Raw genomic sequence first — 22,835 nt, 5'->3', positions numbered from 1 at the left:
GATATCCCCGCGTTTGTCTATGGCAAGATACGCCGGCTTTCATTACCGATTGTTAGTAACCGTGGCAACAAGAATAGGGCCAATACTGAAATTAGACTCGAAAGCTGTTCCAGATGAACTTCAAGGATGAAGGTGTAAGTGGACAACTGTTTAACTGGAGACATCATCCACTGCAGTACGTGTCAAGGGAGGAGGAGACAATGGACCTAAGGAATCTACCTGAGTACATCTCAGCGATTGTGGCAATCATCGCATTGCTCATTTCTTGTTACCAAGCTCGTCTCAGTAATAAACAGTCTCTATTCAATCGACGTTTAAATATATGGATAACCGTCGATAAATTCATAAGTGTTTACGCAAAAAACGCGAAGAACTTGGAACATGATGACGAACCGCAAATGGCTATCGACCTACTATTTGTATGGCTGACTAACACCACGTACCTGCAATCAATTTCAGCCTCAATTAATAAGGTGTTAGATGCCGACCTTCAACTCAAATTGCATTTAAAACTTGATGAAATGAGATCGCTCGCCATGGAGGCGAGATTTTGCTTCAAGGGAAAGAGTGGAGAGGCAATTGCCGAATTCATAGAAGCTTATCAATCCCTTTTGCTTTCAATGTATCAGTATCAGATTCTATTTACTAAGATGCTCCAGAATGCAAGGGAATATCAATGGACGCTTGAACAGTCTTCTGAAAAGTTACATGAGCCCGATCAACGGAAAGATCTCTTTGAGAAAGAAAATGCTCTTGCCGATTCATACAAGACTCTATGTCAGCAAAACATACGAGGTGCGATTCAGCACCAAATAAAATTAACAGGCCCCATGTGGTGCTGGGTGAATTGATGGATTACGGGATGATTAGTAATGCAATGGGTTAGATAACGCGACTTACCGCACCTACCCCAAGCTGCGGTAAGTCGCGTCGGCTATCGGGATATGGCGCACCGCCCTTTCGGTCGGGTTCCATCTGTCCCTGGCCTGGTTGACCCGGAAGGGGTAGACGTACCAGTCGAGCTAGGCCTGCAGGTTCCGCGGCGACATCCCCGTGAAGCGCCAAAGGTAGCGCTTGAGCCAAGAGCACAGGTCGTTCGCCATCTCCATCCGCTCTAGGTAGACCGGGTCGTTCACGTCGGCCCTGTGTGCCTTGCTCTCGAGCCCGCCGTCCCTGACCAACGCGTTGTGCGCCTACTCAAGGTCGTGGATGGACAGCGACCCGGGCAACATTCTGATGCCCATGGCTTTCCTTGCGCGCGCCGAGCTGGGCTTCCCGTGGCCGAGGACGACCGCGACAGGGTTCTTATGGACATCGAAGGCGACTCAGACGAACGGCTTTTGTCGGGATAGACCACGCTTATGCACCTGTTCGTAACCCTTGGAGGGGTCTGTGTCGTTCATGTGGGTCTCGTCAATCCAGAAGGTGTCGCACAGTACAAACCGGTCCTGGCAGCCGGTTATCGTGGCGAGCGCGCGGTACCGCCACTCGAAGTCCGTCTTGTGGCTGACGCCGCACAGCTCGGCCGCGCACTCGACGGGGACGATGGGGCGCATGAGCATGATGAAGGAGACCCAGACGGGGAGCGGCGTTCAGGCAGTGTTCGAGGACGGTGCCCGTGAGGGAGTTGAGCCTCCTACCGCAGCAGCGGCAGCGCCACTTCGGAACGCCGACAGCGATAGAGCCGTCCCTCCGGGCGCCGAGAGCGCCGCACCCCGGGCATTTCTGGTCCGGTCGATAGGCTGCTGCGGCCTCGGCGAGCGTGCCGACACCGACCTCGTCGCGGCAGTGCCTCTCGTCGACGTCTTCTCTGAGCATCAGGAAGTCGTCGGAGGTCAGGCCCGCCACGAGCGCCCTAAAGGGGTTCGCGCTTCCCATATGGATCTGCCCCATCCGTCCGAACGCCCACCCGGAGGGATTGTCGCCAAACAAAAAACCAGGTGGGCGCTCGGGCAAATTCTCTGTTTGGCTGGGAAGAGCATAGCATTCGGGGACCTTGCGGTCCCCGAATCAACACCCGATATCCAAGCTGTCCGATTTAGTAATTATCAAGCGCTAAGGCAGTTATGAGATCAGTCCCTGCTCCCTAGGTCGTCACCGACACTATCGACGAAGGGTATATCAGGCGCGACCTAGCTGTCATGTGGGATTGGAAACGCAGGATTGCCACCGTCGCAACTTTTCTCTGCGCCTTGGCTATAGTTGTGAAATTCGTCAACAAAGATTAACATGCTTGGTGAAAAGCAGGGCCTGTCATCTGCCGAATATGTGAGGCTGCGAGTTCGTTTTTGTCCTCGCCGAAACTCCCATCATGAAGGCAAGTAAGGCTTGACCCATTTGGCTAAAAGGATCGTCAAAGAATGGAAACGCTAAACCTTATCCTTGGGATAGTTGCCTCAGTCGTGTCGATTGTCGCTACCGTCATATCTCTCTCCGTCAAGTCAGATATCAAGAAGATGCGGGATTCTTTCCAGAGCAGTACTATGAATGCCTCCGGTATCGGCAACGGCCAAATCATGGGCTCGGAGAACAAGGCGAACCTGCATGCAAATTGGTAACTCTCGTTCAACCGAGCTTTCTTCGTTGGGGGTTGGGACGGGTCAAATCGTGGGTGACAACAACACCCAGAATATCATGGTATGGCATTGCGACAGGGAAGGGCTCACCCACAGCGTGGTACATGATCTGCTCGCCCTCGTTTACAATGGGCCGCTGCAAGCTGATTCAGAGCTCTCGCTCGATGCCCCCATTCGCATGAATGAAAAATTACGTTTCAACAACGCAAGCAAATACATGAATGTTATACGCAACCATTCGGGCGATTACGCCATGGTTCGCGAAGCCATGAAGGAATTCCCCGACAGCGAAAAGATAATTAAGAAACTCGGCGACTTATTCTACGACGTTGCCGATTACGACGATGACGGCGAACTCGTTGTCGGTAATGGGGATGCGCAGCTTGACGCTATAAAAGAGCGTCTCGTGGATGCTCTCGTACATGATATGGAGTACGATGCTCACACCCATTCTACGGAGGACGTCGAGAGCTTTTGCATAGCGCTTGTGGCATGTGGGGTCTCGCGGTGCATCGTGTTGGTGAAACCTGAAAGGGAAGAGGGATAGGGAGTCGTGCTTCTCATCGATAGGAACAATGACCCCGTGAAGACGGTGTACTACATTGCCGCTATGGCGTACTCGAGGATTTCCGTTGCAGGTGAAACTGGATCGATCGACTTATACAGATGGATCTGCGATTCCGCACGATGCGGTGCGGTTCCCTACGAGTTCTTTCTAATGGCCATCGATTTCTTGTTCCTCGTTGCAGGCGTGGAGGCTACAGAGGAGGGGAGGCTCCGTGTTCATAGGGTCGGTTAGACTTCGGAATTCAACAAATGGTCGTGTCATGCGTGAGATCGTATTCCACAAAGGGGCCAACCTAATCGTCGATGCTTTCGAATCAGACAGACATAACAAGGTTGGCAAGACGACGTTCCTCAAGCTTATAGACGTGCTGCTCGGTGCAAACGGTAGAGACCGCCTCTACAAGGACGATGAGACGAATAGCGTCAATGAAGAGTTGCGAGACATCATCAAGGAAAAGCGTGTTGTAGGCGAAATGACCCTCGTGAACTCACTCGAGATGCCTTCTAACCATAGCGTCGAGCTTATGGTGGAGCTATTCCCGAGAGGTCGGTATTTCTTCGACGGCGAGAAAGTAAGTGCGACCAAATACAGGGAGCTGTTAGGTGATAACCTATTTGCAGTGGGCTCTAGTAGGCCCACGTTCCGCCAACTCATCAAATCCTTCGTTCGCGTTTCACTAAGCGGGGACGATTATTCATTCCTTAGAACGTTGCCTAGGGCCTCTATCGCCGATTATAGGGCTGTCTACAATTACCTATTCGACATCTCGGACTCTGAGCTTGACGCAAGGTTAGCGGAACTTAACAGGGAGTTAAACAAGCTTAAGGAATCTTCCAAGCAGTACAGGCGCCTTGCCGACATCGTCGACGAGGAGCAACTTGCTCAAGTGGGCGTGGCACTGGAGCGCGAGTGCCAGCGCGTAGAGTCCAGGCTTGACGATATTCTTGATGCCGATGAGTTCAAGGCAAACAGGGATGCAATCGAGGAAGCAAGGAGCCTGTATGCCGAACTCCGCTCCGATTTGGCCGAGATTGAATTCAAGATGAGGCGCAACGCCGAGTCAATCGAGCGTGCAAAAAAGGAAGTGGCAAAGCAGGCAGACCTATCGCTTTCGCGTAACTTCTACGATGAGGTATGCTTCCTGATTCCCTCGGTGAATAAGACGTTTGAAGACATGGTCGAGTTCAATCGTGCGCTTTGCGAGAACGAGATAGCCTACTTCCTGGAGGTCGGAGCTGAACTTGAATTAGAAAGAGCAAGCGTCCAGGCCAAGCTCTTAGACTTCTCGGCTGAGAACTCGCGCTATCTCTCGCTCCTTGATGGCGAGGCGATGACCGAGTACGAAGCTCTTCTTGAAGAGTGCATGCGCCTGCGCCAAGAGATGGGCAGAAACTCCGAGGTTCTTAGCACGTTGCATGGCTACGACAAACGTATAAAGACGCTGGAAAGTCAAATTGCAAATCTCTCCGAGGGCGGTGAGGAACGAGAGTCCTCAGTCTCGAGCCATCAGGACATGATGAACTCCTTCAATAGCTACTTCACACAAATGGCAAACGACGTTAACGGGGAGAGGCCCATATTGACTTATTCGACCGCTACGAATAAGTTCCCGGTGGCCATAACCGACCTCAACGGATCAAGCACCGGCACGCGCAAGTCCCTTTTGGCGGTCTATGACCTATCGTATCAGGAGTTCGCAATCGCCAACAGGATAGAGGCGCCTCGATTCGTGGTCCAAGACGTCGTCGAGAACGTCGAAGGTGAAGACCTGAAGAAAATTGTCGACATAGCAAATGGCATAAACTGCCAGTTTATTATTGCCGTGCTCAAGGAGAAACTTGACTCTTCGCAGATACCCCAAGATGCGCAGGATTCAATGTGTATCCTCGAACTGTCGAAGCAGGACAGACTGTTCCAGGGTCCAACAATCGAAGCTAACGAACGGGATCATGTTCTGGAATGAGCGGCGGCGCTGCCAGCAAGCTAAAACAGGTTGTGAGCGTTGCATGCCATGGGCAGTTTCGAGATAGTTGGTTTAGCGCCCAAACCGAAGCGAGCCCGTCTGGCGTCAAGAAATCTGTAATACGGCTGATCAACGATTCGCAATGGGCGGCTACGACAGGCTAAAGCCGACGGAGCCTCGGTGCTCACGGCTTTCTTGTCTTAACCATATTTCCTAGGTGTCTCCAATACTGAACTTAGTGCTACGCCACGCCCTACTCATCTTACGAGCGAACTGGTTTATCACATTCTCATAGGTTAATCAATCTCTGTACGGCTGTAATACCATTCATCGGACTCTATGATTTTCTTTAACATTGATAAATGTAAGTCCAGGTAACGAATGCATAACTCTCCGCAATTAAGCAACGAAAAGTTGATTTCTTCGTTTGGGATCATTCCTAAATTAAATTCAACCTCGTCACCAGTGGAAATCGCCATAGCGTTAACCACCGCAGCCGAATAATGTGTCATCCCTGATGCTTCGTCATAGCTGTCTGCAACGGTGGGGTCAAATTGGTTTAATAGCTCCTTTAGTCTTGCGTCTGTTAGCTTTTTACCATCGCGGTCTTTAAGCTTGCGTATTTGTCCATTACTTAAAAAAGTTTTGATAAAAGCATCAATATCCTCGCATACCAAAAGCGCCAATGTTCTCATACATACGCCAATCTGGGCTCTTAGGAGCTGGGCCGCGCAAACGAAATTACGCGCTTGGAGCATTGATATTAGGCCGTCAACTATACGCATACTGTATTCACAGGTTCCTGCTAAATATAGGTCCCACCCTGTAAAATCCCCATTCATGAATGGTATGACTGATTTATTTTCAGCCATTCGACGCTTCTTTAAGTTTTCTATTAGAGCCGAGCTCGCGTCAAAGTACTCTTTGTTCGACACGAATTCAGGATCAATGGTTCTGCTTTTCATACTTTGCCTCACTCATTAATTTGACGCCGCTCTCTTCAGCTGGTCGTTAAGAACCTAATTATTACTTTATTACTGTGCCAAGAACAGTTTCCGATTTAGTGCTTCTCCGTTGTTTAAGTTCGATATTGATGCTGTTACATCTTCAATTAAATCAGATGGCAGCCCCATTCTCCGTCCGTTGCTAGTCCGCCAACCCGCCCAACATGGAATAGGTCACAGAAGATGTCTTGCGATGAGCATGTGATCATCCACATACACGCGAAGCACTCAGTCTCAAGATGGCCCCTCCTTTCACCGACTGGCAAAACGATTTACACCTAATTATTGGCGCTGCTTAGGGGCATTTTCTTTGTTTGCGGCTAGATCTCGTTAAACTAATAACTGCTGCTACCAGGGCATTTTCTGGTGCACATTCTATTGGCTCCTGCGAAGATCGGAGCGGGTATGTTTGCTGCCGAGTCCTACACCAGCCGTCATTACATTGCGATTGTTGCCATGGCCTGCCTATGCGTTTTGCTGGGCGGGCCTTCTTATGCCGCGGGCGCGGAGAGCCTCATCATCGCAGGCGCGACGTACTACGAGCCGGGCGTGTCGGGACCCGGCTGGACCTGGACCGATGCCGACCACCTAGAGCTTAACGGCTACGCGGGCGAGGCCATCGGCGCCGAAGGCGACCTGGTGCTGACGCTTACCGGGCAAAACTCCGTGACGGAGTCGCATGCGCCAGATGCGGACATCACGCTGTGCGGCATGGAGGTGTGGGGCAACCTGACGCTTCGCGGTACCGGGACCCTGACGGCGACGGGCTCGCAGTGCGGGATCCACGTCTCGCAGGCGCTCGTGGTGGACGGCTGCACCGTCGATGCCCGGGCGGACGGGGCCGATATTACGGACGAGGCGGTCGCCGGCGTGATCGCGGGCGACATGACCGTGCGCGGCGGCGGGCGCATCGTTGCCGCGGGCGCCGGGTCCGGAGCGGGCGTGCGCGCCTACGGCGTGTATCTGCAGGACGCGGGGCTTGGCGATGGCGCGGCCGACTGCCGGCTTTCCGTCGACGCCTCCTGGCTTGATGCGGCCGGTGCCGATGGCGGCGTTGCGTGCACGGGCGGGTCGTTTGCATCCGCACGGTTTGTGACGCCCGCTGGCGGGGCCTTTGGCGCCAGTAGCGTGGTGGATGCCTCTGGTGCGGTGGCACCGCGTGTGGTGGTTGAGCCCGAGGGTGCCACACCTCCGGCGGGGGAGACGGACGGGGTCGATGTGCCTGGCGATAGCGCGGACAAGTCTCCCGCCGATGCAGGCCCCGCTGCCGGACAGCCCACCGCAGGGTCCACGGCAAATCCCGCGCTGAAACCCGCGGCCACAACAACCAAGACAACAACGACAGTAACCAAGACCACGGTCGCCAAAGTCCCCAAGCCCAAGGCTGCCACTGTGACACTCCCCAAGACCGGCGACAGCAACTGGATCGCAGCCTCCTTTACGTTTTTCTTGCTTGGAACAACGCTTCTAGCCGCCGCATATCGCTGCTGAGGCGGCGCAACGCACTTAGCTGCAATACAAGAACTCTGTTGAAGCTTTGAGGGCAACGCTTCTGAAAAGGGAGCGTTGCTATTTTCGCGCATGCAAATTCTTACGTGCCATACAACTCAAATGCATAGTTAATTACTTGTAATTACATAATCTACTATTGTATGTGCGTTATACTAAGGGTACACTCACGCAATTGGAAGGTCTAAAAATGGCAAGCTCAACATTAACCATCAGGGTTGACGACGACCTCAAACGCGAGGCGGCGGAAGTGGCTGATTACTATGGACTTGATTTGTCGTCCGTGACGCGTGCGTTCTTCAAGCAAATGGTCAACACCCATCGCATCCCGTTGACTTTTGCCCCTGAGGAGCCCAATGCCGAAAGCCTTGAGGCCATTCGCGAGGGGGACGCTTTTCTTGCATCTGGCAAAAAAGGACGGTTTGACAATGGCGCCGATCTGATCGCTGCTGCGATGGCACAATGAGCACGTTAACCGCAGAGTTCTCTGCAGCCTTCTCCCGAGATTTAAAGAAAAAAGCAAAGCGCCGTAAATGGGATTTATCTGAGCTTCAAAAGCTAATTGACCTGGTGCTATAGAATACACCTGAGTCAATGGACATATTAAAGCGACGTCATAATATGCACAGGCTAAGCGGCAACTGGGCAGGGCGAAACGAATGTCACGTAGCAAACTCTGGCGACTGGCTTGTTATATGGTCATCAAACGAAGAGGTAGCTTTCTTTGAACGCACCGGCAGCCATGATGAGCTGTTCCGATAATTCCCTTAATATCGAAACCACCAAAACTATCCGGATTTCAACCTAATGGCATCCAATTTGTTCTATCTTGTTGGAAATGTTGCTGCGCAATGACGATTGCCTGCCTATGCGTTTTGCTGGGCGGGCCTTCTTATTCCGCGGGCGCGGAGAGCCTCATCATCGCGGGCGCGACGTACTACGAGCCTGGCGTGTCGGGCCCTGGCTGGGCCTGGGCCGATGCCGACCATCTGGAGCTTAACGGCTACGCGGGCGCGGCCATCGGCGCCGGCCCCGGAGTGGGCGTGCGCGTTTATGGTGTGTGTCTGCAGAAGGCAGGCCTTGGCGATGGCGCAGCTGGCTGTCGGCTTTCCGTCGAAGTCTCGTGGCTTGATGCGATCGGTGCCGATAGCGGAGTCGCGTGCACGAGCGGATCGCTTGTGTTCGCGTAGTTTGTGACACCTGTCGGCTGCGCATGTGTTGATTGAACCCGAGGGTGCCACGACGCCGGCGGGGGAGACCGACGGGAACGACGTGCCTGTCGGTGGGACGGGTGAGCCTGCCGGTTTTACCGACCCTGCTGCGGCACAACCCGGTGCGGATCCTGCAGTGAAGCCCGCGGCCTCCACGTTAAAGACAACCACGACAACGGGCACCAAAACGACGGTGACCATGACCAAGGCGTCCACGCCATCCAAGCCCAAGTCCGCTACCAAGACTACGGCAGCGCTCCCAAAGACCAGTGACAGCAACTGGATTATCGCGCCCTCCATGTTATTCCTACTGAGATTAGCGCTTCTAGGTAACGCATATTGCTGCTGAGACACAATCCAGGCGCTTGTCCTCATTCGAATACCAAGCCCACGGGCTACGAATCCGGGTTATTTACGCTCCATTTTCATTCTCAAGTAGAGACCCAAGTTCGGATAACGTAATAACTTGAAAATTTGACTGCCCAAGAACGTTCATGAATAGCTTATTGCTCACAAGGTAAGCGCGTATTCGCAGTTTTCCAGTGTGGTTGAAGCCCAAATCTGCAGCCACTTCTACTAGATGTTCCTGCAGATATTTTATCCGCCGCTCATATTTAAGCAGCTTCCCTTCTTTTCCAAACCATCGCTGCTGAAGCTGCATGTAATCAAAAGCGGATTCTATTTTCTCGAATTCTTTACACTCGATAACCCACACCGTTTCTGTTACTGGGGCATACGCTAGGCCATCGTAATCCCCAAGATATTGCGGATGGTCCCCCTTCTTGCAAAGATCAACTCCTCTATAGACATGCTTGCGTAGGAACCCAGCCTTAAGAAAGCAATCCTGAACATCTGATTCAAGCGCCTTTTCATAAAGATGCTTCCAGCTTTCCATAACTTTATTTAATGACGGAAACGCGAGCTTCGCTGGCAAAAATCTTTCCGCTAAGCCACGAACCCATCGTTCTTTAAGCAGACCCATGCAAATCGGTGAATACACAAACTGTCCGTCATCATTGATAATGGGCTTCAGCTCAAGTCTATTTAAGCGATTTTTTGTATTACCAAAAGGCAGATAATCGTATGACTTGCCGTCTATCTCTTTTAACTTTTCATTATCAAGCGTGAGGAAATCAAGAGCATCGCCAATCGTTTCATCGGTATAGTTGTTCAAAAGATCTTGTTTGACGAAATTGGCCAAAGACGAGCTTTCAATAGATAAGACATTAGACGAGGCGTAATCCCCTTCAAAATTCGAAGGGCAGCCGAGCGCAAGACTATTGAGAACATCGAGAAAACAATTGAAAGATACGCCCGTGTCTTCCTCAAAAGCATCTTTAGCCAATTGGATATATTTCGCATCATCCGTAGAATTTGACCCAGCGTGACCCTCATCGCGGAGTTGGCGGCTTTTAAGAGCGCGAGCTTCCTCAAGAATTCCTTCATCCTCAATTAAAGTGGCGACGCAGTTTTCAGCAATTTCCACACCCATTCCCTTAGGCTCAAACATTAGCATGTCAGCAACTTCAGATGCCGAGAGAAGTTGGCCGCCAATAGCTACAAGTTTTGCAACCTCGTCTGAATTAGCGATTCGACTTCCATGAGAAGAGAGGGTAAGCAACGTCTCGACTGAAAACCTGGCAGCCCGAATCTCATACCGTGAATCTTCTCTTTGTTCAAAAATCGTTGCGTAAACCCTCTTCTCTTCTTCATCTTGCAGATTCGAAAAAGAGCCATACCTAACCGTGTTGACATAGAAGGTATGAGATGAATTCGCTAGGATGTCGTAGAATTTTTTCAGCAAATCCTTTCTATCGAATTGCATTAGCCTATTTTCAAATGTCGTGCTTAGCGCTTTCTGGAATTTTCTAATCACATCATTTGCAGCGGATCCAAAATAGCGCCCGGATTTAACGTTTTCATCGTCAATTGCATACGCCACTGCTTTTAAGGCAGCGACTTTGGAGGTCTCGGTCAGAGCTGGTTTTTCAATCCCATATCTCCAGATATAGGGAAGAGCAAGGCTTTCCGCATCTACCATCTTTTGGCCTTGTGCAAGATGCGTTAACTTTTGTGCCAATGAATCCATGGCGTCTGAATAGCTACATCTGACAGGTGAAAGAATACCCCAAGCAAAGTGCATTTCAGTGCTTCTGTCTTGAGCTCTTGAAATGGCATTTATGAATATTTCACTATCAACGCTGTAGAACACCGTGCTGTGTTTCATTTCGGTATAAAACGCTTTAATACCCAACTGTTCGTCTACCGTGGGCAGAGAATTTGCCGCGGCACCTCCGGGCATAACATAGATAAGTTCGAGATAACCTTTTCCTGAAATCAGCGATGCAATCTCAGGCTCAGCATCCAATACTAGACACATCAATAAATCCTCAAACAGGGGCAGCACGGAGGCACCCTGCTCAAGATTCATGGGAGGCACATCCCTTGCGCTCTCTATAGACGCTCCCAAGTGAATGAAGCACGGTTCGCCATTCATGTCCAGAAGCCGCTTTGTCAATCCAAAGCTCTGGTGGTCACTTTTGCCTATGATCTCAATAAAGCCGCGCTCATTTTTTCTAAAGGTGAACGCATACGGAGAGCCCAAAATCCACTTTCCGCAACGATCAAAGGGGAAATCTATAACACTATTGCGAAAATATTCTGCAAAAAAACCGTCAGTTTCGTTGTAGTCCAAGGCCAATGTTATTCCTGCATCTCGGTCCTCTACGCCATCCAGAATTTGCCGATTGTTGGCCATCCAAACGATAAAATAATCGCTCGCCGCAACAAAAGGACTCAGCAACGTTGTCGGAGACGTTGCTACGGAATGGAAAAATGAGCAGATTTCGCTAGCGCTATTGGCAGCCATCAGGATGGCCATGAGATCCGCTGCGCCACAGTCATAGTCGGCAACTTCAGATCTCATCTCAGTCCGGAAGCCTAAATTCATGTCAACATTATCGTGATATGCAACAACCGTGAACTCGAGAGTGTTCGGCCGGCTGACTACGAGCTTTCTTCGCTGCCCATTGTGTTTGAGATAATCTAAAATCTCAAGAGCATTCTCTTCCTGGCTAAAGAGAGACCTGAGATTCACCAGCCCGCTATCACTACAGACGCAGGCAGCATTGTAAAAAAGCGCTAGTCTGTTTTCTCCGTCGATGATTAAAAATGTAGCTGGGCATCTTTCAATAGGCTCTCCGTTTAATTTAAAGAGGGGGAAAGTCAGAACGGAGCTGCCCCTTTGTTCAACCGAGTCATAATTGAATCGGGCCTGATTCAGTAGGGTGATATCAATGGCATTTCGATACTCATCCGCCTGCTTATCCTTAATAATATGAGATATATAATCTTGGAGAATTGAAGGGCAGAATAAAGGAATCGGTTTACTACCGTTCATCACAAAGCACTTGTTTTCAATATAGTCTGTCGACTTTTGTATTGCCGCTATGGTGTTGGCTGAAATGGGACTAATAGGGTTAGCATTCATCCATTTATACGTCTGGTGCCAGTATTCATAAGGCGGAATTTTCATTTCATCGGGAATCGAGTTTGATCCCTCCCATCCTCCACCTCCCAACGCTTGAGACATGGCGTCGACATAATCAAGCAACTCATTAAACTCTTTAATTTCACGAGGTTCATCAATAATGGCATCGGCGAAGCAAAGCCTTGGATATTCGAGCGTAGCTCCACAGCCGTGTAACGCCTTCCTCCATTTACCCTTAAAATGAATCAAGGTTTGTCCCATTATTGGTACGATCTCATCCTCAAATATGGTTGGCGTTGGAAGAGTATTCTTAACATGAGTGAAAAATTTTGAGAACTCTTCGTAGTCTGCGATTTGATTTGTCCCAAAATCGCTGACAGCGAGTAATGCAGCGTTGAGTGCGTATGCATTAGTTTGACAAGATCTGTTCTCATGCCAGGAATTGATACAGAATACGGCGCAAGCAACGCTTTCGATATCAAACTGGCTGATGTAAGAAATGATCTTCTCCGCAGCCTCGATGCATCCCTGGCAATAAAGTGATTGGATATTTGAAATCCCGCCGTCTTTGTTCACGCTCATTTAATTCTCCCTATTCGTTGACTACGTTACTTTTAACATGGATATCATTAAAAGCAACAAACGATTTCCCTTCTATCAAAATCGCCGTCATGGACGACACTGTTGGAACGACCGTTCTTGTTATCGTCGTCGTAGTGGCCAAATTCTCAAATCCGGAAACGCTCAACGCTGCATGGCGGAAACAAACCGACTGTTGCTTTTTCTCAAACGGCAACGATAGTAGAAGCCATAAGAGAATACTGAGCTATATGCTGAATAACGGGCTGGCCAGGAATACAAAGAACGGACCTAGGCGCATTAAAGACCACCGACCCAAGAGGTCGTCTATGCCTAAGTTCAAGTCTGTAAATCTTGAAATGATTGATGGCAAAAGGACCAAGCTTTGACCAATGCCGCAAAGCACAATACGGATAATAAACGTCGTGCAAGAGAAATGAATCCGGACAACGTTGTCGCCTATCAAGTATGGACAGACTTGCCTGATCTTGTAGATGACGTATTTGGGTCGGGTAACTAGTGCGATTCATCCAGCGTTAGGGGCAGGCTTTTAACTCTAAAAGTCGTAAACGAGGTAGCAATGCTATAGAGCTATGTTCAGCTAGACGACGGCACTCAGTTTGCCTACTCAGAAACACGAGATGACGGGACCCTTCGTGTAGCCGTCGAGCGTCCGGTTGATTTTAGCTTTGACCACGCTGAATGCTACTTGCCTACGGTCAAGTGGTTCACCGTCGAGGGATTTACTGTTGATGACCTCAATTTCTTGACCGAGTTCGTTAGATCAATCGCCCCGCTTATCTTTGAGCTTTCAGAACGGCAAAAAGCCGGACCGGGGGTATCGGCGCTGGCCCCCTGACGCTCTACTGTTGAACGGTAATATACTTATGATTTCGCCTACAGACGTATCCACCGTCGCCTCCCGCGTGCTGGCTCAATACGACGTCAGCGAAGCATATTTATTTGGTTCGTTTGCCCGAGGCGAGCAAACGCCCGATAGCGATATTGACTTGCGCCTAGTATGCGGCAACACTATGACGTTCGGCACGCTGTACGAACTCTCCCATGAGCTCGAGAAGGAACTTAGACGATAGGTTGATATCGTCACCAACCCACCAGAGCACATGCGCTGCCCTTCCGTAAAAGTATCGAGCAAGATGATGTGCGTGTCTATGAAGCTCTGTAAGCAGGACGAGGCGTTAGTGTGCTCCGGCGTGATCAGCAAGTCTGAATTATGTCGCATACTTCCGGACTCGGCGAGCCTTAGAAGCCAGTATTGAACTCAAACTCGGTTCCAGACACCCTCTTGCTATTTGAATACAGGTATCGCTCTAGCGATAGTATGTTATACTATCGCTAGAGCGATACCTGTTAGGAGACTCGCGTGGAACTGTGGCATGGTTCTCAGAAAATCATTGAGACTCCCCAGCTTGGCCTGGGGAAAATCCATAACGACTATGGACAGGGATTCTATTGCACAGAGAGCCTCGACCTTGCAAGGGAATGGGCATGCTCGCGCGATGCCGATGGCTTTGCGAATCGCTATGAACTCGATATAGCCGATCTCAAAGTTCTCGACTTGCTATCGCCGCAATATTGCGTCCTGCATTGGATAGCGTTGCTCGTTGAGCATCGTTCTTTTCGCAAAGATACCGCCATTGCCGCGGGGGCGTGCGAATATCTCCATGATCACTTTCTACCTCGGACGAGCACTTGCGACGTAATAAGGGGGTGGCGTGCGGACGACTCGTACTTTAGCTATGCCAGAGCTTTTGTAAACAATACGATCACCGTCGATCAGCTTGGACGATCTATGAGGCTCGGTAACCTGGGGGAGCAGATTGTGCTCAAAAGCGAGCGTGCGTTTAAGAGCATTCGTTTTGCTGGATTTGAACGTGCGCAGCAAGCTCTGTATGGTCCATTGGCCAAGGAACGAGATGAAGCGGCAAGGGCGCAGTATCGGGAGCTCCTTGCCGAAAGCCCGTTTGAGGGAATACGTATCGTCGATATCATTCGAGAGGGGATGGCGGGCGATGACCCACGCCTACAGTGAGATGTATCTCGAGGATGCAATGAGAACGCTGGGCGAGGCGGTCGATTTTGCTCTCTGTGACCAAGGGCTGACTCCAGCCGAGTTGACGGCGATCATGTCGAACGCTCTTGAGATGAAACAGTTTGAGCGCGGTATGCCTCGCGTCGTCTGCGGCATGGCGGGCGACGAGCTCGCGCGCGATATTATCGCCCATGCGGGACTGACCCCCGTCAGATGTAGGGAGACCTATCCGTTCGACCGTTCGCCTCAGTATTGGGCGGGGTGGGTTATGGCCTATACGCAATGGATGAGCAGCTTGGGCTTTAATAAGCTACTCGAAGTCGCTCCGCTCGATTGGATCATCGGCTCGTACCATCCGCTCCACGAGGCCTCCGAAGATAAATTCGCCCAGATTGTCATCGAAAAATGGAACAACGCCCAGGCAGACAAAAAGGGCCTCAAGGCGGCACGAAAGGCTGCCGGACTAACGCAAAAACAGCTCGCCGCCCAATCGGGGGTTAAGCTTCGCGCCATACAACTCTACGAGCAGAACCAGCTCGACCTACGCCGCGCCTCGGTTTCCTCGGCATTGGCGCTTGCAGACACCCTAAACTGCACCATCGAAGACCTCGTCTGGCAACCGATTGCTCTGGAGTACGACTCGCAGGCTATTTCGTCTGTAAAGCTATAGAGGAGTCAGACATGCCTTGGAGCTATGTTCAACAAGATGACGGCGCTGATTGCGTTGCTCAAGAAGATCATTCAACTGCGCACGTGGCAAATTCAGCATCACCGATTTTGCTCGGCGGCACCACGTCAATCGACGAAGCTATTCGGCTGACCATTTCGAACATGCCCAACGCGCTCAGGCTCTTGGAGAACTCATGATGGCGGACACGAAGCGGGGAGCGCATCCGTTCGCGCCGCTCGTGCTCGATGATGCCGGTTCGCTCGAAGATATGGCCGCGGCCGTGATGCGCCTGCACAGCACGCTGATAACGGTCGGGCGCTGCTATACAACCGACGCCACAGGCGACCGGGCCGCGCTTGAGCTTGGGCGCGTCGAGTCCGTGCTTGCGGGTGCATTCTGTACGATATTCGGCCAATCGCCGGCCGATCGCTTCGCAGACATCTTTGACCAGGTCACCTACGTTGCCGAGCACATGGTCAAGGACCACATCTTTGAAGACGGTAACAAACGAACCAGCCTTGTCTTTGCGTTGTCCGTCTTAAGGTTCGCAGGCACTCCGGTCGTGCTGTCTGACAGCCCCGAACCAAAAGACAACCAGTACTACGCCTGGATCCAGGACCTCGTTTCCAGTCGCCGCACGAACAGCGAGCTAGCCGAAGAGCTGCGCTGCGGATTCGTTGCGGGCACGGGCGATCTGTCGCTCGTATAGAATCTAAGCATCCGCACGCCGGTTAATGAATTGATTGGACACCACATGGAGATCCCCAGCACTCTGTGCAGCAATGTGTACGACTTCGCGTTTTGCCCCGAGCCCTGCTACGACCGCTTGGTCGACCTCGCCGACCCCGAGGACTGGGGTCCCGGCAATCGCATCCTCAAAAACTACCTGTCGTTTTCGTTTAGCCGCGCGGTGTTCCTGACCGAGCGCGACGTAAACCAGACCGCGCCGTCCAACCTGCCGCTGGTGTTCGACGACGACCGCTGCCTGTTCAATACCGGCTTGTACACGCGCCGCTACGAGACCATCTACGGCCTGTTTGAGCCCAACACCAAGCCCGACGCGCGCCAGCGCTGGTTTTTGAAGGGCTTCTTTAAGGAAAGCGACCCCATGCTGGTCTCGTTTGAGTACCTGCCGTGCCGCGTGCGCTTTGCCGAGGACCCCTCCGAGCTGGTCTTTGACTACCGCCTGCCCATCCGCTCCAACATCGACCACATTCTGGGCGACGAGGAAAACCTTACGCGTATTCCCGCCAGCCTGATGGGGGAGGGCAGCTCGCTGCTGCTGCGCCGCGCCTTTGAGGGAGCTGTCGTCGAGGCCGCCCGCCGCGCCGCAGCCAACTACACGCTCGCCGTGCCGCAGTTCTACGGCGGTCGGATCCAGCTGCTGCTGCCGCTGTACCTGACCGGCGACAAGCCCGAACTGGCGCTGACCATCCAGCGCGAGGACGGTTTCTACGCAGCACGCACCCGCCTCACACTCGACATGGCCTACAACAACGCTCGACTCATTTGCCGCCCCGAGACCTCTTGGATCAAGCGATAAAGGTCGGTTTAGCCGGTGGTTTGTCGGCTGCCCCGATTGTGGTGGTGCGGTTTGCGCCCACGAATTTATAATCGGGGGCAAAAAGTTCTTGGTAAACCACGCGCGGCTATGATAGTATCTCTGTTGCCGAAAGGCGACGGGCGATTGGCTCAGGGGTAGAGCATATCCTTCACACGGATGGGGTCACAAGTTCGAATCTTGTATCGCCCACCATCTAAAGCACAGGTCAGAGGTGTTAAGCCTCTGACCTTTTTTTATTTTGACACCAAGGGTGACACCAAAACTGACACCAAAATCAAATCGTAGTCGTCTAAGGCGTCATTTTTATCGCACCCTTTTTGCTGACGACATTGCCCGTTCTGTATAAAACGCATGCGAATTATCATTGAATTCCCCCTGTGATCCGAGCTCTAATGTGGAGACAGGGACCATATGCACAGAGCGCCTTCCAGCGGATTTCTATCACACGACGGTTTTTCGGCAGAACTCGTCAAGCTTTTGGTTTGCTTCCGGTACTTACCCGCATGATGCCCCGGTAGATAATCGGCCATGCCCGCAATTCGCACGGCCTACGGCCGATATCAGGGGGACGCAAATGGACGAAATTGTCTGCGCAAACACCGCATTCCGCTACTGGCGCTGCCCACCGCAGGTGCGCGACCTCTACCCGCGCTTACCCAACGCCGAAGACGGCTGGCGAGCCCTATCCCAAGCCCCTTTCGTGACCGACGTCCTCAAGACGCCAGTCATCACAGCAGCATCAACACGAAGTAACCTGCATTCCGAGACAAGACGGACCATCCGATGGAACAGCGCCTATAGCCTATACAGAGAAGGTTTCCATCGACACGGGTATGGGCTTTAGCGTCACAGACCCTCTTAATACGCTATTCACCATGACTCGAAGCGTGTCTTCATGCGATCTAGTTCTTGCTATGTACGAGTTCTGCGGGTGGTTCTCGATTTTTAAACCATCGCCCACGGTCGATATGGCACTTGAGCAGGCAAAACCAAATGAGGAGCAGTACACCATAGAAAGTCTGTTTGAACTAGACGAAACCCAAGACGAGGCCCCATGGAAGCGAGTCTATGCTCGGGCGCACCAGAAGGACAGCGAGAATGATCAAAGTGGGCAGCAGGATGACGGATCCGGAAATAATGCTAGCGGAAAGGGCACATCGCTCTGGATGAGAAAGCCTCTTATTGAAATAGAAGAACTGCATAGATTTGCAGCGAAGGTTAAAAGCGAGATGTGGGGAAAGCAATTCTACGAAGCCGCACAGCAGGTAATAGGTATTGCTGCATCCCCGCTAGAAGTTGCTGGAATCATGTTGCTAAGTCATCCGAGGCGTGCCGGCGGAGCGGAGTTTAAAAACATATTCGTCAACGACTTAACACCGCTGTCGAATTCAGCTCGGAAAATCGCAGGCCAGAAAATCTGTTACGGCGATATCGTCATCGTAAATCCAATAACAATGAAGGCTGTGATTATCGAACTTCAAGGAGAGGTTATCCATGGGTCGGGCGCCGTGCTTGACCACGATGCCACCCGAATGACAGCATTGCAAAGCATGGGATACGACGTATTTCTTGTAACCCATGACATGCTCAATGATCACGATCAACTTGATGCCATCATCCACAGTGTGTGTGAGCGATTAGAGTTGCGCTACAAGCCAAAAACCGAAGCGATGAGATGCGCTGAGACCAGATTGCGGGCCAACGTTCTGTGCAATTGGCTTGATATTGGTAAGTAATAATGCCCAACTGAGCATTTTTAATACTTTAAATGCTGCCAGTAATTAAATGCCATTTTACAACCACGCCGGTTTACTACGTTGGATTGGGAGTAGTTGAGCACACCGAATTCGCCGCTCGTAAAACCGCAGGTAGATCGCCTGCCCGTTTTGCAAAAGTAGGCGTGAGGTCAGTAATCCGGGAATCGGCGTAGTAAACCGGTCCGTTTATGAAGCGACCAGCTTGGGCGAGCTACGCACGGTTCCGAAAATGGTCCGAAGGCGTGCGGAAGGGCTCAGGTCCCCGGAAGCACCGCGGATCGCTTTGGTCTGGCCGGCGGCACCTGGGGCGACATGCCGAGCCCCGCGGACTATGTCGGGTACCGTGGGTCCTCTCGGCCCCGCGCCCGTTCCACGCGACGCAAAATTGTCCAAAATTGTCCTTGCATCGGCGGGGGAGTTCCCGTATAGTACTTCAACGCACGGGGGCGTAGCTCAGCTGGGAGAGCGCTTGACTGGCAGTCAAGAGGTCAGGGGTTCGATCCCCCTCGTCTCCACCCGAGCATTGAATGAGGCTCCAACGCAAGTTGGGGCCTTTTTTCATTTTGATTGGCCAATAATATGCTTTTGCCCAGTGGCTGCTTGGCGAAAATCTATCCTAAATTGCAAAGAGGAATGATTAAAAGTGTTTCACGTCTATGTAGGGAAAAATTTAGTATCACCGTAATGTAAAGAGGCCGGGCAGCATGCCCGGCCTCGAACGATTCTGGTGGGCCCTCCGGGATTCGAACCCAGAACCCAGGGATTATGAGTCCCCTGCGCTAACCGTTGCGCCAAGAGCCCTTATGAACGGTGAATGCAATTCTAACAAAGGCAACTCAGACCTAATTTCTTCGCTTCACGTTGTGAAATACTACCATGCACGAGCAAGTCGCACAACGCAAGATCAAGTCCGATGCTAAACAACAGCTAATCTAGGCGCGTCGCAGAATAGAAGCGATCTAAATAAGTTAAGGCCTTTAATTCAGGGCTCCAACACACTTTTGCGTGAAATCAACCTGATGCCATTTCAAAACCATGCCGGTTTACTACGACGAATCGGCGACCCCCCGAGCACCGTGTGTTCTCCGTTTGCAAAACCGCAGGTAGGTAGCCCGCCAGTTGCACGAAAAGGCGTGTATGGTCGGACATTTCTGATTTATCGTAGTAAACCGGCATGGTTCTGGGGCGCTGGGGAGGGGCGCTTCGCAATCGGACCCGATAATGGGACTGGAGGCGCACGGAAAACCCTGTTGAACGGGGTGCGTCGTGTTCCACGCGCCAAGTCGGCCGGCGTACGGGCCGTGCGGGGGCCAGGCGCCCCGCGGGTTGGCGCGGTCCCGAGCGCGCCGGCACTCGCGAAAGTTTTTTTTCAAAATTGTCCTTGCATCGCCGTCCGAGTTCCCGTATAGTAATTTTTTGCACGGGGGCGTAGCTCAGCTGGGAGAGCGCTTGACTGGCAGTCAAGAGGTCAGGGGTTCGATCCCCCTCGTCTCCACCCGAGCATTGAATGAGGCTCCAACGCAAGTTGGGGCCTTTTTTCATATAGGCACACAAGGTCAAAGGCGGCACCATGATCCTCCTGGTCGACAAGATCGAAAAAAGCTTCGGCGCGCGCGTCCTCTTTAGCGGCGCGTCCTTCCAGATCAACCCCGGCGAGCGCTTCGCGCTCGTGGGCCCAAACGGCGCCGGCAAAACCACCATGCTCAAAATCATCATGGGCATCGACAGCCCCGACGCCGGCCAGGTCCAGTACGCCAAGGACTGCCAGGTGGGCTACCTAGAGCAGGAAACTAATCTGGAGCACAAGGACACCACCATCCTTGCCGAGGTCATGGCCGCCGCCAAGGAAATCCGCCGCATGGGCGAGCGCGCTAACGAGCTGCAGGCCCAGATCACCGAGCTCTCCGAGCAGGGCAAGGACGTCGACGCACTCCTTAACGAGTACGGCCAGGTCCAGGACCGCTTTGAGCACCTGGGCGGCTACGAGCTCGAGAGCAACGCCCGCAAAATCCTTTCCGGCCTGGGCTTTAAGGTCACCGACTTTGAGCGCCCATGCTCCGAGTTCTCGGGCGGCTGGCAGATGCGCATCGCGCTCGCCAAGCTCTTCCTGCGCCACCCCGACCTGCTGCTGCTGGACGAGCCCACCAACCACCTGGACCTCGAAAGCGTCCAGTGGCTGCGCGGCTTTATCGCCAACTACGACGGCGCCGTCCTCATCGTCAGCCACGACCGCGCCTTCATGGACGCCTGCGTCGACCACGTCGCCGCCCTCGAGAACCGCCGCGTGACCACCTACACCGGCAACTACAGCAGCTACCTCAAGCAGCGCGAGGACAACCTGGAGCAGATGCGCGCCAAGCGCGCCGCCCAGGAGCGCGACATCGCCCATATGCAGGTCTTCGTCGACAAGTTCCGCTACAAGCCCACTAAGGCCGCCCAGGCGCAGGAGCGCATCCGCAAGATCGAGCAGATCAAAAAGGAGCTCGTCATCCTGCCCGAGGGCCACAAGCACATCGACTTTAAGTTCCCCGACCCGCCGCGCTCCGGTGACATGGTCGTGGGCCTCGAGGGTGTATCCAAGTCCTACGGCGACAAGCACATCTACAGCGATATCGACCTCAAGCTCTACCGCGGCGAGCATGTGGCGCTCGTCGGCCCTAACGGCGCCGGCAAGTCCACGCTTATGAAGATCCTCGCCGGCCTGGAGGCGCCCACCACCGGCACCCGCGATCTGGGCACCAACGTGGGCGTGGCTTACTACGCCCAGCACGCACTCGAAGGCATGACCGAGTCCAATACCGTCCTGCAAGAGATCGACACCGTCACGCCCAAGTGGACTATGCCGCAGCAGCGCAGCCTGCTGGGTGCCTTCCTGTTTAGCGACAACGACGCAATCGAAAAGCAGGTACGCGTCCTTTCCGGCGGAGAAAAGGCGCGTCTGGCCCTGGCAAAGATGCTCGTGGCCCCCGAGGCGCTCCTGTGCCTGGACGAGCCCACCAACCACCTGGACATCGACTCGGTGGACATGCTCGAGAACGCCCTGCAAAACTTCCCCGGCACCATCGTGCTGATCAGCCACGACGAGCACCTGGTGCGCGCCGTGGCCAACCGCGTGATCGACATCCGCGACGGCAAGGTCACGGTCTACGACGGCGACTACGACTACTACCTCTACAAGCGCGAGGACCTCGCGGCCCGCGCCGCCGCCGAAGCGGCAGGGGAGAGTGCGCCGGCCGCGACCAAGTCCGCTAAGGTCACCGCGGCCCAGCCCGACACCCCCGCCACCGCTTCCAAGCCTGCCGAAGGCAAAAAGACCAAGGAGCAAAAGCGCGCCGAGGCCCAGGCCCGCGCTGCGCTCAACAAAAAGCTCAAGGGCGTGCGTAACCAGCTCAAGAAGATCGAGACGGAGCTCGACAAAAAGCGTGCCCGCTATGACGAGCTTATGGAATTGATGGCAAGCGAAGAGCTTTATGCCGATCAGGACAAGTTCAACACCGCGCTGGGGGAATATAACGGCCTTAAGCAAGAGCTACCCAAGCTCGAGGACGAATGGCTGGAGCTTTCCACTCAGATCGAAGAGGAGATCGCGCGTGAACTCTCGTAAGGCCGCCGCCGTGGCGATGAGCATCATCGCCATCGCCTGTCGCATCTGCGGCATTTTTATGAGCGCGATGACCGTGCTGCTGTGCTTTAGCGGCCTCACCGCCAAGCTGCAGATCGTGGGTTTTGTCGTTGAGCTTTCGCGCTCGCTTCCGAGCGCCATCGCCGGCTACGGCGTCATCACGTCGCCTTTTGGCGGCGTGTTCCGCCTGGATTATGCCATCGTTGCCGTAATTCTGTTTGTAGCCGACTACCTGCTCACGCGCGCCTCGCGCAGCGTCCGCTAGGGGA

At 52.9% G+C, this 22,835-nt stretch carries 20 protein-coding genes and 4 tRNA genes; 20 read left to right on the top strand and 4 right to left on the bottom strand.

All coding sequences use genetic code 11. The features are described from left to right. The first annotated feature begins 200 nt into the window (after positions 1–200). Positions 201–851 carry a hypothetical protein gene (locus DWX39_RS00230; RefSeq protein WP_117758081.1) on the top strand — a complete coding sequence of 217 codons (651 nt, stop codon included), beginning with the start codon at positions 201–203 and terminating at the stop codon, positions 849–851. Between the two features lie 474 nt (positions 852–1,325). Here DWX39_RS00230 and DWX39_RS00225 read toward each other — a convergent pair whose 3' ends face one another. Further along, positions 1,326–1,562, bottom strand: a complete 237-nt coding sequence (locus DWX39_RS00225) for a hypothetical protein (protein ID WP_117758080.1) — start codon at positions 1,560–1,562, stop codon at positions 1,326–1,328. Positions 1,563–2,544: 982 nt separating this feature from the next. On the opposite strand from DWX39_RS00225, the gene DWX39_RS00210 reads away from it, so the two are divergent. From DWX39_RS00210 to DWX39_RS00200, 3 genes are read left to right on the top strand one after another with little or no spacing between them, the layout of a single operon-like run. Beyond that, positions 2,545–3,123, top strand: coding sequence for a hypothetical protein (locus DWX39_RS00210; protein WP_233508825.1), 579 nt, complete (start codon positions 2,545–2,547; stop codon positions 3,121–3,123). Between the two features lie 6 nt (positions 3,124–3,129). Beyond that, positions 3,130–3,375, top strand: a complete 246-nt coding sequence (locus tag DWX39_RS00205; RefSeq protein WP_117758077.1) for an ABC-three component system middle component 6 — start codon at positions 3,130–3,132, stop codon at positions 3,373–3,375. Between the two features lie 28 nt (positions 3,376–3,403). Continuing rightward, complete coding sequence (locus DWX39_RS00200) at positions 3,404–5,107, top strand: DUF2326 domain-containing protein (RefSeq protein WP_117758076.1); 1,704 nt, start codon at positions 3,404–3,406, stop codon at positions 5,105–5,107. Between the two features lie 296 nt (positions 5,108–5,403). Here the strand turns inward: DWX39_RS00200 and DWX39_RS00195 are convergent, their stop codons facing one another. Next, positions 5,404–5,979, bottom strand: a complete 576-nt coding sequence (locus DWX39_RS00195) for a hypothetical protein (RefSeq protein ID WP_147336355.1) — start codon at positions 5,977–5,979, stop codon at positions 5,404–5,406. Positions 5,980–6,516: 537 nt separating this feature from the next. Here DWX39_RS00195 and DWX39_RS00190 point away from each other — a divergent pair. From DWX39_RS00190 to DWX39_RS00175, 4 genes are all read left to right on the top strand, one after another. Beyond that, positions 6,517–7,602, top strand: a complete 1,086-nt coding sequence (locus DWX39_RS00190; RefSeq protein ID WP_117758074.1) for a hypothetical protein — start codon at positions 6,517–6,519, stop codon at positions 7,600–7,602. Positions 7,603–7,810: 208 nt separating this feature from the next. After that, complete coding sequence (locus DWX39_RS00185) at positions 7,811–8,086, top strand: type II toxin-antitoxin system RelB/DinJ family antitoxin (protein WP_055310766.1); 276 nt, start codon at positions 7,811–7,813, stop codon at positions 8,084–8,086. Between the two features lie 128 nt (positions 8,087–8,214). Next, complete coding sequence (locus DWX39_RS11325; RefSeq protein WP_369832155.1) at positions 8,215–8,382, top strand: type II toxin-antitoxin system YafQ family toxin; 168 nt, start codon at positions 8,215–8,217, stop codon at positions 8,380–8,382. 89 nt (positions 8,383–8,471) lie between these two features. Then, on the top strand, positions 8,472–8,810 hold the full coding sequence (locus tag DWX39_RS00175; RefSeq protein ID WP_117758073.1) for a hypothetical protein: 339 nt from the start codon (positions 8,472–8,474) through the stop codon (positions 8,808–8,810). 433 nt (positions 8,811–9,243) lie between these two features. On the opposite strand, the gene DWX39_RS00170 is transcribed toward DWX39_RS00175, so the two are convergent. Further along, a complete protein-coding gene (locus tag DWX39_RS00170) occupies positions 9,244–12,903 on the bottom strand; it encodes a hypothetical protein (protein WP_117758072.1) in 3,660 nt (1,219 codons plus the stop codon). An 884-nt stretch (positions 12,904–13,787) separates the two neighbouring features. Between DWX39_RS00170 and DWX39_RS00165 the strand changes: the two genes are divergently transcribed. From DWX39_RS00165 to DWX39_RS00125, 9 genes are all read left to right on the top strand, one after another. Continuing rightward, positions 13,788–13,994 carry a nucleotidyltransferase family protein gene (locus tag DWX39_RS00165; protein WP_117758071.1) on the top strand — a complete coding sequence of 69 codons (207 nt, stop codon included), beginning with the start codon at positions 13,788–13,790 and terminating at the stop codon, positions 13,992–13,994. A 290-nt stretch (positions 13,995–14,284) separates the two neighbouring features. Then, positions 14,285–14,953 carry a DUF3990 domain-containing protein gene (locus DWX39_RS00160; protein WP_117758070.1) on the top strand — a complete coding sequence of 223 codons (669 nt, stop codon included), beginning with the start codon at positions 14,285–14,287 and terminating at the stop codon, positions 14,951–14,953. Then, entirely contained in the window at positions 14,934–15,623 is a 690-nt protein-coding gene (locus tag DWX39_RS00155) for a helix-turn-helix domain-containing protein (protein ID WP_099431747.1), read from the top strand. The genes DWX39_RS00160 and DWX39_RS00155 overlap by 20 nt, the downstream gene beginning before the upstream one ends. Positions 15,624–15,634: 11 nt before the next feature. After that, on the top strand, positions 15,635–15,820 hold the full coding sequence (locus DWX39_RS00150) for a hypothetical protein (RefSeq protein WP_117757177.1): 186 nt from the start codon (positions 15,635–15,637) through the stop codon (positions 15,818–15,820). After that, complete coding sequence (locus DWX39_RS00145) at positions 15,820–16,332, top strand: Fic family protein (protein WP_158561588.1); 513 nt, start codon at positions 15,820–15,822, stop codon at positions 16,330–16,332. Before DWX39_RS00150 ends, DWX39_RS00145 begins: the two co-directional genes overlap by 1 nt. Before the next feature lie 45 nt (positions 16,333–16,377). Then, a complete protein-coding gene (locus DWX39_RS00140) occupies positions 16,378–17,166 on the top strand; it encodes a DUF3825 domain-containing protein (protein WP_117758068.1) in 789 nt (262 codons plus the stop codon). Positions 17,167–17,304: 138 nt separating this feature from the next. Further along, a tRNA-Val gene (locus DWX39_RS00135) sits at positions 17,305–17,379 on the top strand. Positions 17,380–18,101: 722 nt separating this feature from the next. Then, entirely contained in the window at positions 18,102–18,923 is an 822-nt protein-coding gene (locus DWX39_RS00130) for a hypothetical protein (RefSeq protein ID WP_147336354.1), read from the top strand. Between the two features lie 463 nt (positions 18,924–19,386). Further along, positions 19,387–19,459: transfer RNA gene (locus DWX39_RS00125), tRNA-Ala, on the top strand. A 210-nt stretch (positions 19,460–19,669) separates the two neighbouring features. On the opposite strand, the gene DWX39_RS00120 is transcribed toward DWX39_RS00125, so the two are convergent. After that, positions 19,670–19,745, bottom strand: a tRNA-Ile gene (locus DWX39_RS00120). A gap of 621 nt (positions 19,746–20,366) precedes the next feature. Between DWX39_RS00120 and DWX39_RS00115 the strand changes: the two genes are divergently transcribed. From DWX39_RS00115 to DWX39_RS00105, 3 genes are all read left to right on the top strand, one after another. Continuing rightward, a tRNA-Ala gene (locus tag DWX39_RS00115) sits at positions 20,367–20,439 on the top strand. Positions 20,440–20,514: 75 nt separating this feature from the next. Beyond that, a complete protein-coding gene (locus DWX39_RS00110) occupies positions 20,515–22,548 on the top strand; it encodes an ABC-F family ATP-binding cassette domain-containing protein (RefSeq protein ID WP_117758066.1) in 2,034 nt (677 codons plus the stop codon). Beyond that, positions 22,535–22,831 (top strand): hypothetical protein, encoded by a 297-nt coding sequence (locus DWX39_RS00105; RefSeq protein WP_233508826.1) that lies wholly within the window; start codon positions 22,535–22,537, stop codon positions 22,829–22,831. Before DWX39_RS00110 ends, DWX39_RS00105 begins: the two co-directional genes overlap by 14 nt. The last annotated feature ends 4 nt before the right edge of the window (positions 22,832–22,835 follow it).

Source organism: Collinsella sp. AF19-1LB, assembly GCF_003459655.1.
GTDB lineage: Bacteria > Actinomycetota > Coriobacteriia > Coriobacteriales > Coriobacteriaceae > Collinsella.
The sequence above is the reverse complement of the archived record's forward strand: the minus strand, read 5'-3'. Positions and strand labels throughout refer to the sequence as shown.